The sequence below is a fragment of the uncultured Amphritea sp. genome (genome assembly GCF_937127095.1).
In the GTDB taxonomy this organism is placed as follows: Bacteria; Pseudomonadota; Gammaproteobacteria; order Pseudomonadales; family Balneatricaceae; genus Amphritea.
The window spans coordinates 114,174-128,343 of sequence record NZ_CAKZLP010000077.1; the positions used below are offsets into that span (position 1 = coordinate 114,174).

General features: G+C 50.2%; 15 protein-coding genes. 3 read left to right on the forward strand and 12 right to left on the reverse strand.

Annotation, left to right across the window (positions count from 1 at the left end; all coding sequences use genetic code 11):
- Window positions 1-28: 28 nt before the first annotated feature.
- From Q0499_RS20005 to Q0499_RS20055, 11 genes are all read right to left on the reverse strand, one after another.
- Window positions 29-1,048: a DNA polymerase III subunit delta' gene (locus tag Q0499_RS20005; protein ID WP_299203422.1), complete on the reverse strand. Its 1,020-nt coding sequence runs from the start codon at window positions 1,046-1,048 to the stop codon at window positions 29-31.
- Window positions 1,045-1,680 carry a dTMP kinase gene (gene tmk / locus Q0499_RS20010; RefSeq protein ID WP_299203424.1) on the reverse strand — a complete coding sequence of 212 codons (636 nt, stop codon included), beginning with the start codon at window positions 1,678-1,680 and terminating at the stop codon, window positions 1,045-1,047. The genes Q0499_RS20005 and tmk overlap by 4 nt, the downstream gene beginning before the upstream one ends.
- An 84-nt stretch (window positions 1,681-1,764) precedes the next feature.
- Window positions 1,765-2,796: an endolytic transglycosylase MltG gene (gene mltG, locus Q0499_RS20015; RefSeq protein ID WP_299203427.1), complete on the reverse strand. Its 1,032-nt coding sequence runs from the start codon at window positions 2,794-2,796 to the stop codon at window positions 1,765-1,767.
- Window positions 2,796-3,701: an aminodeoxychorismate lyase gene (gene pabC / locus Q0499_RS20020; protein ID WP_299203430.1), complete on the reverse strand. Its 906-nt coding sequence runs from the start codon at window positions 3,699-3,701 to the stop codon at window positions 2,796-2,798. Before pabC ends, mltG begins: the two co-directional genes overlap by 1 nt.
- A 36-nt stretch (window positions 3,702-3,737) precedes the next feature.
- Window positions 3,738-4,976 carry a beta-ketoacyl-ACP synthase II gene (fabF, locus tag Q0499_RS20025; RefSeq protein ID WP_299203433.1) on the reverse strand — a complete coding sequence of 413 codons (1,239 nt, stop codon included), beginning with the start codon at window positions 4,974-4,976 and terminating at the stop codon, window positions 3,738-3,740.
- An 87-nt stretch (window positions 4,977-5,063) separates the two neighbouring features.
- On the reverse strand, window positions 5,064-5,297 hold the full coding sequence (acpP, locus tag Q0499_RS20030; protein ID WP_126160046.1) for an acyl carrier protein: 234 nt from the start codon (window positions 5,295-5,297) through the stop codon (window positions 5,064-5,066).
- A gap of 160 nt (window positions 5,298-5,457) precedes the next feature.
- Window positions 5,458-6,201, reverse strand: coding sequence for a 3-oxoacyl-ACP reductase FabG (fabG, locus tag Q0499_RS20035; RefSeq protein WP_299203438.1), 744 nt, complete (start codon window positions 6,199-6,201; stop codon window positions 5,458-5,460).
- A 24-nt stretch (window positions 6,202-6,225) separates the two neighbouring features.
- The gene (gene fabD, locus Q0499_RS20040) at window positions 6,226-7,158 is read right to left on the reverse strand and encodes an ACP S-malonyltransferase (RefSeq protein ID WP_299203441.1); all 933 of its coding nucleotides are present in this window, start codon (window positions 7,156-7,158) and stop codon (window positions 6,226-6,228) included.
- A 108-nt stretch (window positions 7,159-7,266) separates the two neighbouring features.
- Entirely contained in the window at window positions 7,267-8,298 is a 1,032-nt protein-coding gene (plsX, locus tag Q0499_RS20045) for a phosphate acyltransferase PlsX (RefSeq protein ID WP_299203444.1), read from the reverse strand.
- Window positions 8,299-8,300: 2 nt separating this feature from the next.
- Entirely contained in the window at window positions 8,301-8,483 is a 183-nt protein-coding gene (gene rpmF, locus Q0499_RS20050; RefSeq protein ID WP_299203447.1) for a 50S ribosomal protein L32, read from the reverse strand.
- A gap of 18 nt (window positions 8,484-8,501) precedes the next feature.
- Window positions 8,502-9,017, reverse strand: a complete 516-nt coding sequence (locus tag Q0499_RS20055; RefSeq protein ID WP_299203450.1) for a YceD family protein — start codon at window positions 9,015-9,017, stop codon at window positions 8,502-8,504.
- A gap of 121 nt (window positions 9,018-9,138) precedes the next feature.
- Here Q0499_RS20055 and Q0499_RS20060 point away from each other — a divergent pair, with 121 nt between their 5' ends.
- Window positions 9,139-9,717: a nucleoside triphosphate pyrophosphatase gene (locus Q0499_RS20060; RefSeq protein WP_299203453.1), complete on the forward strand. Its 579-nt coding sequence runs from the start codon at window positions 9,139-9,141 to the stop codon at window positions 9,715-9,717.
- Between the two features lie 103 nt (window positions 9,718-9,820).
- Window positions 9,821-10,420, forward strand: coding sequence for a YiiX/YebB-like N1pC/P60 family cysteine hydrolase (locus tag Q0499_RS20065; protein WP_299203455.1), 600 nt, complete (start codon window positions 9,821-9,823; stop codon window positions 10,418-10,420).
- 15 nt (window positions 10,421-10,435) lie between these two features.
- Here Q0499_RS20065 and Q0499_RS20070 read toward each other — a convergent pair whose 3' ends face one another.
- Window positions 10,436-11,365, reverse strand: a complete 930-nt coding sequence (locus Q0499_RS20070; protein WP_299203458.1) for a cation diffusion facilitator family transporter — start codon at window positions 11,363-11,365, stop codon at window positions 10,436-10,438.
- A 304-nt stretch (window positions 11,366-11,669) separates the two neighbouring features.
- Between Q0499_RS20070 and Q0499_RS20075 the strand changes: the two genes are divergently transcribed.
- Complete coding sequence (locus tag Q0499_RS20075) at window positions 11,670-14,084, forward strand: fatty acid cis/trans isomerase (protein ID WP_299203461.1); 2,415 nt, start codon at window positions 11,670-11,672, stop codon at window positions 14,082-14,084.
- The last annotated feature ends 86 nt before the right edge of the window (window positions 14,085-14,170 follow it).

A 14,170-nucleotide genomic window follows, 5' to 3' on the forward strand; every position in this document is an offset into this window, starting at 1 on the left:
TGGGCCGCTGTATATCCTGTTAAGTCAGTTAGTTAGGCCTTGGCAGCGAATACCAGTTGCTTAGCAATGTCTCCATCAGCAACTGCTTATTCGGATTACGGCGAAACATCAGATCCTTGCGTGCGGCCTGCACCTCATCAGCGAACTGATACAGCTTTTGACTGCTGACTTTGCGCGCCAGAGCTAACAGCATATTCTTCGCATCAGTGTGACGTAATAGCTCAGGATCTGCCTGGTTTTCCGATGATCTGGCGATATCAACTGTCCAGCTGTAAATCCAGCCTAGCACTAGTTCAAGATCCTCTTTATACAGCGACTGCGCGACCTCAACTGAACTGCTTCGATTCTTGAGAATATCCGCCAGCCCTTTCAACACTTTAGCCCGCAACCCCAAGAGGTCATCCTGCTTATAGGACAATGCCTGCAACGGTGAGTTATGCGCAATCACGAGCAGCTGCGCGGCTTCAGCGGCATCTACTTGCAGCTGCGTGGCAACCCACTGGGTGGCCAGCGAAAGATCCGCAGGCGGCATATCAACCCGCTGACAACGACTTTTGATGGTCGGCAACATCTGTCCCAGACGGTGAGTCAACAGCATCAGCAAGGTATTTGAGCCGGGCTCCTCCAACATTTTCAGCAAGGCATTGGCCGCATTGATGTTCATACTGTCGGCGGGATCGAGTATTACCACCCGATACCCCCCCTGCTGTGCGGTTGAGTAGATGAAGTTGGTCAGTTCGCGGACCTGATCAATCTTGATCGGCTTGCCCTGCTCTTCAGGTTTTAGCAGATAAAGATCCGGATGGTTTCCACTGCTGGTCAGCTCACAACTGCGACAGTGACCACAGGCGGCTCCAGCCTTAGGCTCACGGCAGAGAACATAGTTCGCCAGCGCCAGCGCAAAGCAGGCCTTACCAATCCCCTCAGGGCCGTTAATCAGCAACGCATGGGGGAAGCGATTCTGGGCTTTGAGTTCAAGAAGATACTCCCAGCGCCCTTTTAGCCAGGGTAATACCACTGCACGGTCCTGCCAGAGAGTGTCACTCACCGATTTTGCTCCTGAAGGTAACGTTCAAGTACTACGGCAATTTGCTGCTGCACCTGTTCCAGTGTGCCTGAAGCATCGATTACTGCAAAGCGTTTCGGGTCGGCGGCTGCACGCTCAAGATAGGCGCTACGTACCTGTTCGAAAAAAGTGATCCGTTCATTTTCAAACCGGTCCAGCGTGCCTCGCTGGCTGGCCCGGGCCAGACCGATCTCGACTGGCAGATCCAGCAGAATTGTCAGGTCCGGCTGCAGACCACGCTGCACCATTGTTTCCAACTGACCAATCAGCTCTTTGCTGAGCCCACGACCGCCACCCTGATAGGCAAAAGTGGCATCGGTAAAGCGATCACACAGCACCCAGCAGCCTTCAGCAAGGGTCGGCCGGATGACCCGCTCAAGATGTTGTGCCCGGGCAGCGAACACCAGCAATAACTCAGCATCGTCAGCAACCACCTCATCGCGATTAGCCAGCAACAATTCACGCACCTGTTCAGCCAGCGGCGTACCACCTGGCTCACGGGTCAACTGATAACGGACCTGATGCTGCTGCAGGACCGATTCTATAAACCGCAGGTTAGTTGATTTACCAACTCCTTCAGTTCCTTCCAGTGTGATAAAACGGCCTGAACTCATGCTTCCCAACTCATATGATCCACGATTTGTCTGTGTTTTTCCGACGCCCTTTTAAGCGCCTCTTACAAATACTGATTACCGGTATTATTGGCCCGGACTGGAGCGATAATCACTGCGCCGGCGTAACTGGTACTCCCTGACCGCTTTATTGTGCTCTGCCAGGGTTGCCGAGAACTGGTGACTGCCATTACCTTTGGCGACAAAATAGAGCCACTTGTTATTTTCAGGGTGTAACGCCGCCTGAATCGCTTCGCGCCCCACCATCGCTATCGGCGTCGGAGGCAGCCCACTGATAGTGTAAGTATTGTACGGACTGGGTCGACGAAGATCAGCACGGGTAATATTACCCTTGTAACGATCTCCCATGCCATAAATGACCGTCGGATCGGTCTGCATTTTCATGCCTTGTTTTAGCCGCTTTACAAAAACACCGGCGATAGCGGGACGCTCCGAGCTCAGCGCTGTCTCTTTCTCAACGATGGACGCCATAATCAAGGCATCATAAGCGGACTGGTATGGCAGATCATCGGCTTTAGTCTGCCAGGCTTTATCGAGCTCAGATTGCAGTAAAGCATTAGCACGTTTAAGCAGATCAAAATCGGTCATGCCCCGGTGGAACTGATAAGTGTCCGCCAGAAACATCCCCTCAGGATGAGTATCTTTAAGTCCGAGCAAAGTCATCAGCTCGATATCTGTTTTGCTGTCCAGCGTCTGCTTTATCTGCTTATTTGCTTTAAGAGACTCTCTTAACTGTTTGAAAGTAGAGCCCTCTATAATTGTAAAGTTATAGGCAATAATCTTGCCTTCAACCAACTGAACCAGTAACGTCCGGGGAGTTGTGCCGGGAACAATCTCATACTCTCCCGCTTTCAGCAGGTGACCGACTTTCTTTAACCGGATGAAGAACGCAAACCAGTCCGGCTTTTCCATCACCCCTTCAGCGGCGAGCTGACTGGCGAGCCGACCAAAACTGCTCCCCTGCTCGACCATAATCGTGTGTGACTGAGACAGATTCAGGGGGGTGTCCAGATAGGACTGTAACGAGCGCCAGCCGCCGTAGGCCGCTGCAATAACAACAACCAGAGTAATGACAAAAGAGACAACAACTTTACGCACTAATAGATTCCTTCAGCGGACAACTGAGACTGCAGCATCCTGGTGATCGGACCAACCAGCCATTCAGGACGTTGATTCTGAGGCAAAACAGTCCCGGTGACTGGCCATATGCCGATGATGCTGTTACAAACAAACACTTCATCAGCAACAAGCAGCACCTCAGGGGTAAACAAGCCCTGATGCAGGGCTATACCATGCTGCGAGGCAATACTGATAATACGTTGCCGAATGATGCCATTCACACCACAGCGGTCTAATTGTGGGGTATACAGAACTCCGCCCTGTGACCAGAACAGGTTACTCATGGTGCCTTCCACCAAAAAGCCCTCAGTGTCCAGCACCAGTCCTTCGCGGATACTGACATCATGCCACTCAGCACGGGCTAAAACCTGCTCAAGACGGTTGAGGTGCTTAATACCGGCCAGCTGGGGTGCTAACGCTAAAGAAGTCCGACATAACCTGACCACAATGCCATTCTCAGCGGGATTATCCGGGTATTGAGGAAAAGCACTGAGTTGAACAACGCGGTTAATCGAAACCGTGTCATCGACCGCATATCCACGTCCACCACAGCCACGGGTAATCGTAATTTTCAGCACCTGACGTTGAACACTGTGGTCTTGCTCAGAACTTATGTCAGAACTTTTATCAGAACTTCTGTCTGAGCTCTGTTGAGCAAGCAGGCAAGACAGATCCTCTTCAAGCAGTTGATCGATATTATCCGGCAATGGAATAGCAATACGGGCAGCGCCTTCTTTGAGGCGCGCGAGATGAGCCTGCCAGGCGACGGGTTGAGAACCATTCAGCGCTATCGTTTCAAACAGGCCGTGACCGTACGCCAGCCCCCGATCGTTCGCCGGAAGAGACTGCTCAGATAGGCCGTTTATAAGGATATTTTGCGTCATAAAGAGAACGGGCGCACGCTAAGTACGCCCGTATACTCAGATCTTACGGAATACTAGGGTACCGTTAGTACCACCGAAGCCGAAAGAGTTGGATACCGCCGCTTCAATTGGCGCTTCCTGAGCTGTATGAGGCACATAGTTCAGGTCACACCCGTCTGACGGGTTATCCAGGTTGATGGTTGGCGGAGCCACCTGATCGCGGATCGCCAATACCGAAAAGATCGCCTCAACCGCACCGGCAGCCCCTAACAGATGGCCGATCATCGATTTAGTCGAGCTCATACGGACATCTCCGGCAGCATTACCCAGCACCAGCTTAGCAGCGTTGGACTCGGCAATATCACCCGCAGGTGTAGATGTGCCGTGCGCGTTAATGTAATTAACCTGATCCGGATTAAGACCCGCATCTTTAATTGCATTGGCCATCGACATCGCAGCACCAGCACCGTCATCCGGAGGTGAGGTCATATGGTACGCGTCATCACTCATGCCGAAACCTACCAGCTCAGCATAGATCTTAGCGCCACGGGCTTTAGCAGCTTCGTACTCTTCAAGCACGATAACACCGGCACCATCACCCAGAACAAAGCCATCACGGTCTCTGTCCCATGGCCGACTGGCTGCCTGTGGGTCATCATTGCGGGTTGATAGCGCCCGCGCAGCAGAAAAGCCGCCCACACCTAAAGGTGTCGTTGCCATCTCAGCACCGCCGGCAACCATAATGTCGGCATCACTGTTCTGAATCATTCGGGCTGCAAAACCAATATTATGAGTACCGGTTGTACAAGCCGTAGTGATCGCAATATTAGGCCCTTTGAAGCCATATTTGATCGCCAGGTTGCCAGCAATCATATTGATGATGCTGCCAGGCACAAAAAACGGTGAAATTCGCCGCGGACCACTCTTGTTAAGAGTATCGTGGGTCGCCTCAATCATGGGCAAACCACCAATACCTGAACCGATGGCTACACCGATACGCGGAGCATTCTCTTCTGTCACCTCAAGCGCGGCATCTTCAACTGCCTGGATCGCAGCGACCATACCGTACTGAATAAACAGATCCATTTTGCGCGCATCCTTAGGGCTCATATAAGCACTAAGGTCAAACTCTTTAACAGGCGCGGAAAAACGGGTACCAAACGGCGTAGCATCAAAGTGAGTGATTTCAGCTGCACCACTTTTACCGTTAAGAATGTTGGTCCATGTCTCCTGGACAGTGTTACCTACCGGGGTCAGCATCCCCATACCAGTAACAACGACTCTTCTGCGAGACATCAAATCCTCCTGGTTTACCGGTCTAACAAAAGAAAAGCCGCACTATATCACTATAGTTGCGGCTTCTCGGCAATCTGGGTGAGTCGATTACTGATGTGCGTTAATGTAATCGATTGCCAGTCTAACAGTCGTGATCTTCTCTGCCTCTTCATCAGGAATTTCAGTTTCGAATTCCTCTTCCAGAGCCATAACCAGCTCTACAGTGTCCAGAGAGTCTGCACCCAGGTCTTCAACAAAAGAAGCGTCAATAGTCACTTCTTCTTCTTTCACACCAAGCTGTTCAGCAATGATTTTCTTTACGCGATCTTCGATGTTGCTCATAACTCTTCCTATTATTTATCGACATCCACACCCGAAGATGTGAACAGGGATTTTATTAGAATCCGCCGCTATGGATCAAGCCTGACGGCGATATTTCTCCAGTGAGCTGCGGCTCATTATCAACACTTTTGCAAAAAAAACAATTCCCTAGGGAAAATCTTTACGACATATACATGCCGCCGTTGACATGGATCGTGTCTCCGGTGACGTATCCGCCTGCATCGCTGGCTAAAAAACCAACAACCGCAGCGATCTCTTCAGGCCGTCCTAAACGTCCCATAGGGATCTGTTTTTGCAGCGTTTCCTTGTGCTCTTCCGGCAACCCGCTGGTCATGTCCGTATCGATAAAACCGGGGGCAACGCAGTTGACAGTGATGTTGCGGGAGGCCACTTCACGAGCCAGTGCCCGGCTGAAGCCTTCCATACCTGATTTCGCGGCGGCATAGTTTGCCTGTCCTGCATTACCCATTGAAGCAACCACGGATGAAACATTGATGATACGACCCCAGCGCGCTTTAGTCATGCCGCGCAAACAGCCTTTTACCACCCGATAGACAGACTTGAGATTGGTATTCAGAACCGAATCCCACTCATCCTCTTTCATCCGCAACATGATATTATCGCGGGTGATACCTGCATTATTGACGATGATCGTCACCACACCAAACTGATCCTGAATCGCTTTGAGCGCTTCATCAACGGATTCATTTGAACCTACATCCAGGCATAATCCTGTACCGCTGACGCCCGCTTGCTGCAGATATTCTGTAATAGACGCTGCACCGTTTTCACTGGTCGCAGTACCCACAACCACAACACCCTGACGACCCAGCTCCAGCGCGATCGCTTTACCGATACCCCGAGTAGCACCGGTAACCAGTGCAACCTTGCCTTCGATACTCATAATCTTTTTCCTTTGTTTCAGAGATTAAGCGCTGAGCGCTTTCTCAAGACCCGCAGGGTCATTAATCGCAGCAACCGCCAGGGTGCGCTGAACCTTTTTATTCAAACCAGAAAGCACCTTACCGGGGCCACACTCAATAGTGCTCTCAATGCCTTGTTCAATCATATTCTGTACAGAGTCTGTCCATAAAACCGGACTGTAAAGCTGCGCCAGCAAATTATCGATCAATTCATCGACGCTGGCAGGTGATTTTGCAGTGAAATTCTGAATCACTGTAATTGAAGGCATCTGGATGTCGATATTTTTTAATTCAGCCGCCATCTGCTCAGCCGCTGGCTTCATCAACACACAGTGTGAAGGCACGCTGACCGGCAAAGGTATAGCCCGTTTAGCACCGGCCTCTTTACACCCTTCGATGGCACGCTCTACAGCCGCCTTATTGCCCGCAATAACAACCTGCCCAGGGCAGTTGAAGTTAACCGGGGACACCACTTCATCTCCGGCAGCCGCATCACAGGCTGCCTGAATTGCATCATCTGCCAGCCCAAGAATAGCGGCCATCGCACCGGTACCTGCCGGAACCGCCTGCTGCATAAACTCACCACGCAAGCGAACCAGATTAACTGCATCTTTAAAGCCAATAGCGCCAGAGCAAACCATTGCAGTATATTCACCCAGACTATGTCCTGCCATCATGGCAGGCTGTGCACCGCCCTGCTGCAGCCACAGACGCCACAAAGCCACACCTGCAGTAAGCAGTGCTGGCTGAGTGCGGTCAGTTTGATTCAGGTCGGTTTCAGGACCGTTCTGGGTCAGTTCCCATAGATCATAGCCCAGCACTTCTGATGCTTCAGCAAAGGTTTCCTGAATAATAGTGTGTTCAGCGGCCAGTTCAGCCAGCATAGCCAGGTGCTGAGAGCCCTGACCAGGAAAAACAAACGCGAGGGGTTGTGGCATTGTTACCTCAATTTACAGATAAACGCATAACAATTTAAAGATCGTAGTTTACAGGATTCGCTATGAATTAAAACGTTTGTCTTATAGATCAAACATTTCCCACAAAACTCAACTAACGTGTAATTCAAGCTGGCGATTAATACTGCCCGGAACATCCATACTTACCTCTGCCACGGCCTGATCAATCGCATAACCAAAGCATTGACGGTTTGCAGAACCATGACTTTTAACCACAATCCCCTGCAACCCGAGAAGACTTGCGCCGTTGCGGCGCGCCGGGTCGATATGCTCACGAATCTCTTCCAGCACCGGGCTCACGAGCATCGCCATGATTTTGCGCAACAGGGAGCGACTAAAACTTGTCCGCAACTGCCGACCGATCAGGCGCGCCACCCCTTCACTGCTTTTCAAAGCAATATTGCCGACAAAACCATCACATACCACGACATCCACCCTGCCGGTAAAAATTTCGTCGCCTTCGATAAAGCCGACATAGTTCAGACCGCCATGCTCACGTATCAGGCGCGATGCCAGCTTCACCTGCTCGTTGCCCTTAATCTCTTCTGCGCCGACATTCAACAACCCTATGCGTGGCTCTGAGATACCTTCAACCGCACGCGTCATCACCGATCCCATGATAGCAAACTGCAACAGATGCTCAGCACTGCAGTCAACATTCGCCCCGAGATCAAGCATATAACTGATCCCGTTAACCGAAGGTATTGCGGTAATAATAGCGGGACGATCAATTCCAGGCAGCATTTTAAGTGTAAAACGCCCCAGCGCCATCAACGCACCAGTATTACCCGCACTGACACAGGCCTGCGCACTACCGTCAGCCACCTGACTAATAGCACGAAACATCGAAGTATCCGCACGCTTACGCAACGCATGAGAGGGCCGTTCATCGTTCGCAATAACATTTTCAGCATTAACAATACTGATACGGGACGCCAGGGATTTATCAGAAACGTTTTTCAGGGATTTAGCGAGCAGAGGAGCAAGAATATCTTGCTGACCAACAACTTGAAGGGTCAGTCGGGGATGGCGCTTTAAAGCGTCAACAGATGCGGGAATAACAACGCGGGGACCAAAGTCCCCGCCCATCGCGTCAACCGCGATGCAAATGCTATCAGACAAGCTTACTCGTCGTCTTGCTGTGCAACAACCTGCTTACCACGGTAGAAACCGTCAGCAGTTACGTGGTGACGACGGTGAGTTTCACCAGTAGTTGCGTCTACGGAAAGAGTTGGGTTGCCCAGTGCATCGTGTGAACGACGCTGTCCGCGACGTGAACGAGTTACTTTGCTCTTTTGTACTGCCATGGGTATATAGCTCCTATTTCACTTATCAGCCTTCAGTGAGGCTAATACACTGAAAGGGTTCGGTTTATCAGTTTCATTGTCAGTCGTAGCCACGTCACCGAAGGAAGTCTGCACACTGCAGTCGTCATGATATGGCACAATCGGAAGCGATAGAATCAACTCCTCTTCCACCATTGGAAACAACTCCAGATCATCTCCCGCTACGATTAAAGCATCGTAGTACTTGGGTAGATTCTTCGCATGCTCCTCAGTCGGAGCAACAGCCAAATTGAACTTCGCTTCGATGTCGATCTCAACTGGCTCAAGGCAGCGCTGACAGGCCATATAAACCTTAGCGTCGGCAGTGCCTTTAATTGTACGGATACGCAGTTCATCAATATCAAACTGCAGATCAACAGAGACTTTGCCCTGCGAATCAGTCAGCATTGTGACCAGATTCGGCAGCAGCGCCAGCTCGGCGTCACCTTCAATCCGTACTCCCCGATCAGCAAGCTTACGCGGGTCAATTTTCTTTGGTAATGGGGCGTTCGACATAAGCGCGCAATTCTAGGGATCAAAAACCAGTCTGTCAAAGGAAATAAGGCTTTTAAAGCGAAAAAAACAGGCTAATATCTGCAACTTATCACAACCTGTACCATTTTGGAGAAAATCAGCTATGACCCGGCTAATTCTGGCATCCAGCTCACCTTTCAGAAAAGCAATTCTGGACAAGCTAAACCTCCCTTATGAAGCCGTCTCTCCTGATATTGATGAATCCCGCCTTGAAGCCGAAACGCCCCGACAATACGTTGCCCGACTGGCAGAACAGAAAGCCAGGGCACTACAGTCAGACTATCCTGATGCTCTGATTATCGGATCTGACCAGACGGCGATCATTAATGGTGCAACCATCGGCAAACCAGGCAGCTATGAAACTGCTTTTCGTCAACTGGCGGATGCCTCAGGCCAAAAGATCACGTTTCTGACCGGCCTGTCTCTACTAAACAGTAATACCGGCGACTGTGAAACCGACGTAATCCCCTTCCACGTTCACTTCAGAACACTGACCCCCACCATGATAGAGAACTACCTTAAGGCTGAGCAGCCCTATAACTGTGCCGGTAGCTTTAAATCGGAGGGACTGGGGATCGCCTTGTTTGAGAAACTCGAAGGTGATGACCCTAATACCCTGATCGGCCTGCCGTTGATCCGCCTGATCAGAATGCTGGAAAACCAGGGAGTCAACGTTATCTAAACCGCTAAGTATCAAAATACGATACTTTTCATCACTCAGTTTATAAAACATCTCTCATCTTACAGAATCAACTCCATCGAAACAGGTAATCACGGAGTTGAACATGAAAAACACTAACCTTAACACACTGGAACAACAGGTCGCTTCTACCCTACAGGAAGGTGACATTCTGTTTATCTCCATCGATGCCTTGCTGTATAAACAAGTCGCTAAAGGCACTGGTAGCTGGTGCTCTCATGTTGGATTCGCGGTAAAAGAAAATAACCAATGGATGGTCATCGAAAGTAAGGTGCCTGTTGTCAGTAAAACCCCTTTAGGTAAATTTCTCAGCCGCACCTGCAACGGTGAAGTGATGGTACGCCGACTGAAACAGCCACTCTCAGTAACGCAGATAGAGCAGCTGAAACAATCGGCCGACAAACTCTCCGCTACACTGCCGACCAGCTTGTACCATCTGGGGTTCGACTTTGAATCAGATCGCCAGTTTTGCTCTAAGTTTGTCCATCTGGTGTATAAAGATGCCTTAGGCGTTGAACTGGGTCAGGCGCAAACACTGGAGCAACTGCTGCAGGAAAACCCCCAGGCTTCAGTGAGATTCTGGCGCTGCTGGTTTATGGGATTTATTCCCTGGAAACGTCAGACACTCACACCCGCCAGCCAGATCAATGATCCGCAATTGAGTACAGTATTTTGTACTGTTTAAGAAGATAACAAAAACTTAGCAGTGTTCATGACTATGACGATTATCCAGCATGCAACGTTGTTCTTCTTTGGCGGATTCAATCTGAATCGTAGAATGGTCTATACCAAAATGGTCATGAAGGTGTTGCTGCTGGTTACGCAGAAAATGGTTATCGGGCTTACTATCACTGACAACCAGATGAACGGTGAGCGCTATCTCTGTTGTACTCAGAGGCCAGACATGCAGATCATGAATACGTTCGACTGAATCCAGACCGTTGAGGTATTGCTTTAATGCAGGAATATCAACGCTGTCAGGCACAGCGTCCAGCGCATAGTTCATCGAGTCTTTCAGCAATCCCCAGGTTCCCACCAGAATAACAGCAACGATGATAAGACTGATTACCGGGTCGATCCACAGCCAGCCGTTAAACAGAATAAACAGGCCAGCGATCACCACCCCGAGGGAGACCACTGCATCGGCTGCCATATGCAGAAAAGCGCCTTTAATGTTCAGATCATCTTTCTGCCCGCTGAAAAACAGCAGTGCCGTCAGCGTGTTGATGACGACACCGATAGCAGCCACCACAATCACTGTCATGCCCTCAACCGGAGTCGGATTGCTAAAGCGACCAAACGCCTCCCAGGCAATACCGCCAAGGGCAATAAGCAATAGAATTGCGCTCCCCAGTGACGCCATGACGGTTGCCTTACGCAAACCGTAGGTGCGTTTTTCGGTAGCCGCTTTGCGGGCCAGATAACTTGCCCCCCATGCCAGTAACAGACTGAACACATCACTCAGGTTATGCCCCGCATCGGCAATCAGTGCCAGGGATTCAGAAAGTGAGCCATAGATCACCTCAATCACAACAAAAATGATATTCAGCGCAATACCGATCGCAAAGGCGCGATTATAATTGGCAACCTGATGGCTGTGCCCATGGGGATGGCTGTGATTGTGACTCATATGACTCCTGAAACGGCTGAGCCCTGAATACTGTCATCGTGAAGGTAGATCCAGAAAATGGATCTATCCATAAGCAGCTCAGTACAACTCATATCTTTTTAACATCAAATACAGATCATACCTATTTTGAAGACCTTATTGGCTTTATTCATCAGCAGATAATCTAATTGTCATGGAAACTAAGCTTCATGAAAGTAAACTTGATGAAAATAAGCTTGGTGAAATTAAACGCCATGATAACCTGTTGAAGTAATACCGGTATTTGTTAACCTGTCTGCTCAATCAGAATGGCATAAAATAACGCATGAAAAAACCAGTACAGGGAAGAATCTACGCCAGCGTTATTATTGCCGCCAGCATTGTCTTCTTATTTCCCGGTTATCAGCATCAGGAGGAGCAGGTTAAACCTCGGCTTATTGCAGAGACCCAAACCTACAGTTTTTCAAACAACGTCAAACCCATCCTGGACACTAAATGCCTTGCATGCCACTCATGTTACGATGCGCCCTGCCAGCTAAAGATGGAATCATGGCACGGTGTTGAACGTGGTGCCTCAAAACTTAAGGTGTATGACGGCGGCAGGCTCAAGGATGCTACACCGACCCGTCTTTATATTGATGCCCAGACAACGCAGGAATGGCGTCAAAAAGAGTTCTATTCAGTACTGTCCGAATACAGTCACAAAGGGGATAAAACCACACGCCCCCTGATGCAACAGATGCTGGATCTGGGACACAACAACCCGCTGCCTGCTAACGTCCGGGTGCCGGATAATATTCAACTCGGCTTTGACCGGGTTAACTCTTGCCCTGCCCCGGGCGAATTTAATGATTATGCCGAAAAGTTCCCCCATGGAGGGATGCCACTGGCCGTCTCCGGTCTTGATCAGAAAGAGTATCAAACACTAGCGACCTGGCTAAAACAGGGTGCCAAAATCGACGTTCCAGCGCCCGTTATCAGTGATGCAGAACAGTTGATGATCGACCGCTGGGAGGCCTGGCTAAACCAGCCTGACAAACGTACCAGACTGTTATCCCGCTACCTTTATGAACACCTGTTTCTCGGGCACCTGTATCTGAGCAGCGCGACTCAGCCTGACAGTGCCGACACCGTCACCCCAGCGTTTTACCAACTGATACGCTCATTTACCCCCCCGGGAGAAAAGCCTGCGATTGTGCCCACGGTGCGGCCTAACGAAAATTCTGAGCAGCCATTTTATTATCGGCTGATAGCGCTGCCCGGCACCATCGTCCACAAAACACATATCACCTACCGTTTTGATGCCGACAGACTTGAGCACTACCAGCAGCTATTTTTCGGCGCGGACTGGGATGTCGAAAAACTGCCGGGTTATGGCTATGAGGAAAGGTCTAATCCGTTTATAACCTTTGCGGCGATTCCCGCAAAACTGCGATACCGCTTTCTGCTGGATGATGCCCGATTTTTTGTCAGAAACTTTATCCGTGGCCCGGTGTGTCGCGGACAGATCGCCACCAACGTTATCCGCGATCAGTTCTGGGTGATGTTTGAAGACCCTGAGTTCGAACTCTACAGCAACAATACCCAATATCAGTCAACAGTGAATGACTACCTCGGCCTGCCGGGGGAAAAAAGTTCGCTGCTGGATTTTGGCAGCCAGTGGTTTAATTATAATAATGACCGCAACACCTATCTGGACTTGCGCCAAAAAGCCTATCAGCAGGCATACCCAACCGGCGCAGCGTTGCAACAGATCTGGGATGGTGATCAATCCAACGACAACGCCTTCTTAACCGTATTCCGCCATCACAACAGCGCATCGGTAACCAGTGGCTGGCAGGGAGAGATACCCCTTACCGCCTGGGTAATGGGCTACCCACTGCTGGAAAGAACCTATTATGAGCTGGTCGTTAACTTCGATGTGTTTGGCAGCGTGTCCCATCAGGCACAGACCCGACTCTATTTTGATCTGATCCGTAACGGGTCTGAGACTAATTTTCTGCGCTTCATGCCCGCTGCCTCACGCCAGGCAATCTATTCAGACTGGTATCAGTCCACTGCAAAAATTAAGGCGAAAATCACCTATCACGATCTGGATAGCCAGACACCCAGTGACATCATCTATACCAGTATCAAGCCTAAAGAGGAGTTTCTGCAGGCGCTGATGCACAAGTACCCGGCGCTGACCGAAGCAGAGGATAGCATCAACCGCTGTAACAGTTGTGATGACCCGCTAACGCTGTCACCGGACGCTCAGGCAAACGTCGCTTTACGCAGGATCGCGGCCAAACCCGCCTCGGAACTGGCGGGCATCAAATGGTTACCTGAGGTCACTTTTGTGCGTATCAACCCTGATCTGGGCGATAGCATCCTGTCGGATGCAAAACCTTTTCTCGCCTACACCCTGCTGCGCAACCGCCGTCACAGCAGTGTTGCTTATCTGCTGGGGGAATCTTTACGGTATCAGGAAGACCTCGATACTCTGACCATTCTGCCAGAGCCGGTGGGCAGTTATCCCAACCTGATTTTGCAGTTTAACCAGTCACAACTGGATGACTTTGTCACAGCATTCAGCAACATTGATTCAGAGCGATCATTTGACCAGTTTGTACAGCGCTGGGGAGTCGGACGGATGAACCCGCAATTCTGGCAGGTATTTCATAGTTTCAGAGACTATATGCAGGCAACCAATCCGCTGGAAGCCGGAGTATATGATATGAACCGCTACGGTCACTGGTAAGTAATTGACAGGAGTAGATACTGACAGAAATAAGTTACGACGTGAGTATCTTTGCAGCCCGACCGGCTATCTGTTCTCTGTTATCA

Bases quoted from the DNA above. Each gene is read 5' to 3' on its own strand.
- tmk (WP_299203424.1), bottom strand. From the start codon at position 1,680: ATGAGTTCAGGCCGTTTTATCACACTGGAAGGAACTGAAGGAGTTGGT.
- pabC (WP_299203430.1), bottom strand. From the start codon at position 3,701: ATGACGCAAAATATCCTTATAAACGGCCTATCTGAGCAGTCTCTTCCG.
- fabF (WP_299203433.1), bottom strand. From the start codon at position 4,976: ATGTCTCGCAGAAGAGTCGTTGTTACTGGTATGGGGATGCTGACCCCG.
- acpP (WP_126160046.1), bottom strand. From the start codon at position 5,297: ATGAGCAACATCGAAGATCGCGTAAAGAAAATCATTGCTGAACAGCTT.
- fabG (WP_299203438.1), bottom strand. From the start codon at position 6,201: ATGAGTATCGAAGGCAAGGTTGCACTGGTTACCGGTGCTACTCGGGGT.
- fabD (WP_299203441.1), bottom strand. From the start codon at position 7,158: ATGCCACAACCCCTCGCGTTTGTTTTTCCTGGTCAGGGCTCTCAGCAC.
- rpmF (WP_299203447.1), bottom strand. From the start codon at position 8,483: ATGGCAGTACAAAAGAGCAAAGTAACTCGTTCACGTCGCGGACAGCGT.
- Q0499_RS20055 (WP_299203450.1), bottom strand. From the start codon at position 9,017: ATGTCGAACGCCCCATTACCAAAGAAAATTGACCCGCGTAAGCTTGCT.
- Q0499_RS20060 (WP_299203453.1), top strand. From the start codon at position 9,139: ATGACCCGGCTAATTCTGGCATCCAGCTCACCTTTCAGAAAAGCAATT.
- Q0499_RS20065 (WP_299203455.1), top strand. From the start codon at position 9,821: ATGAAAAACACTAACCTTAACACACTGGAACAACAGGTCGCTTCTACC.
- Q0499_RS20070 (WP_299203458.1), bottom strand. From the start codon at position 11,365: ATGAGTCACAATCACAGCCATCCCCATGGGCACAGCCATCAGGTTGCC.
- Q0499_RS20075 (WP_299203461.1), top strand. From the start codon at position 11,670: ATGAAAAAACCAGTACAGGGAAGAATCTACGCCAGCGTTATTATTGCC.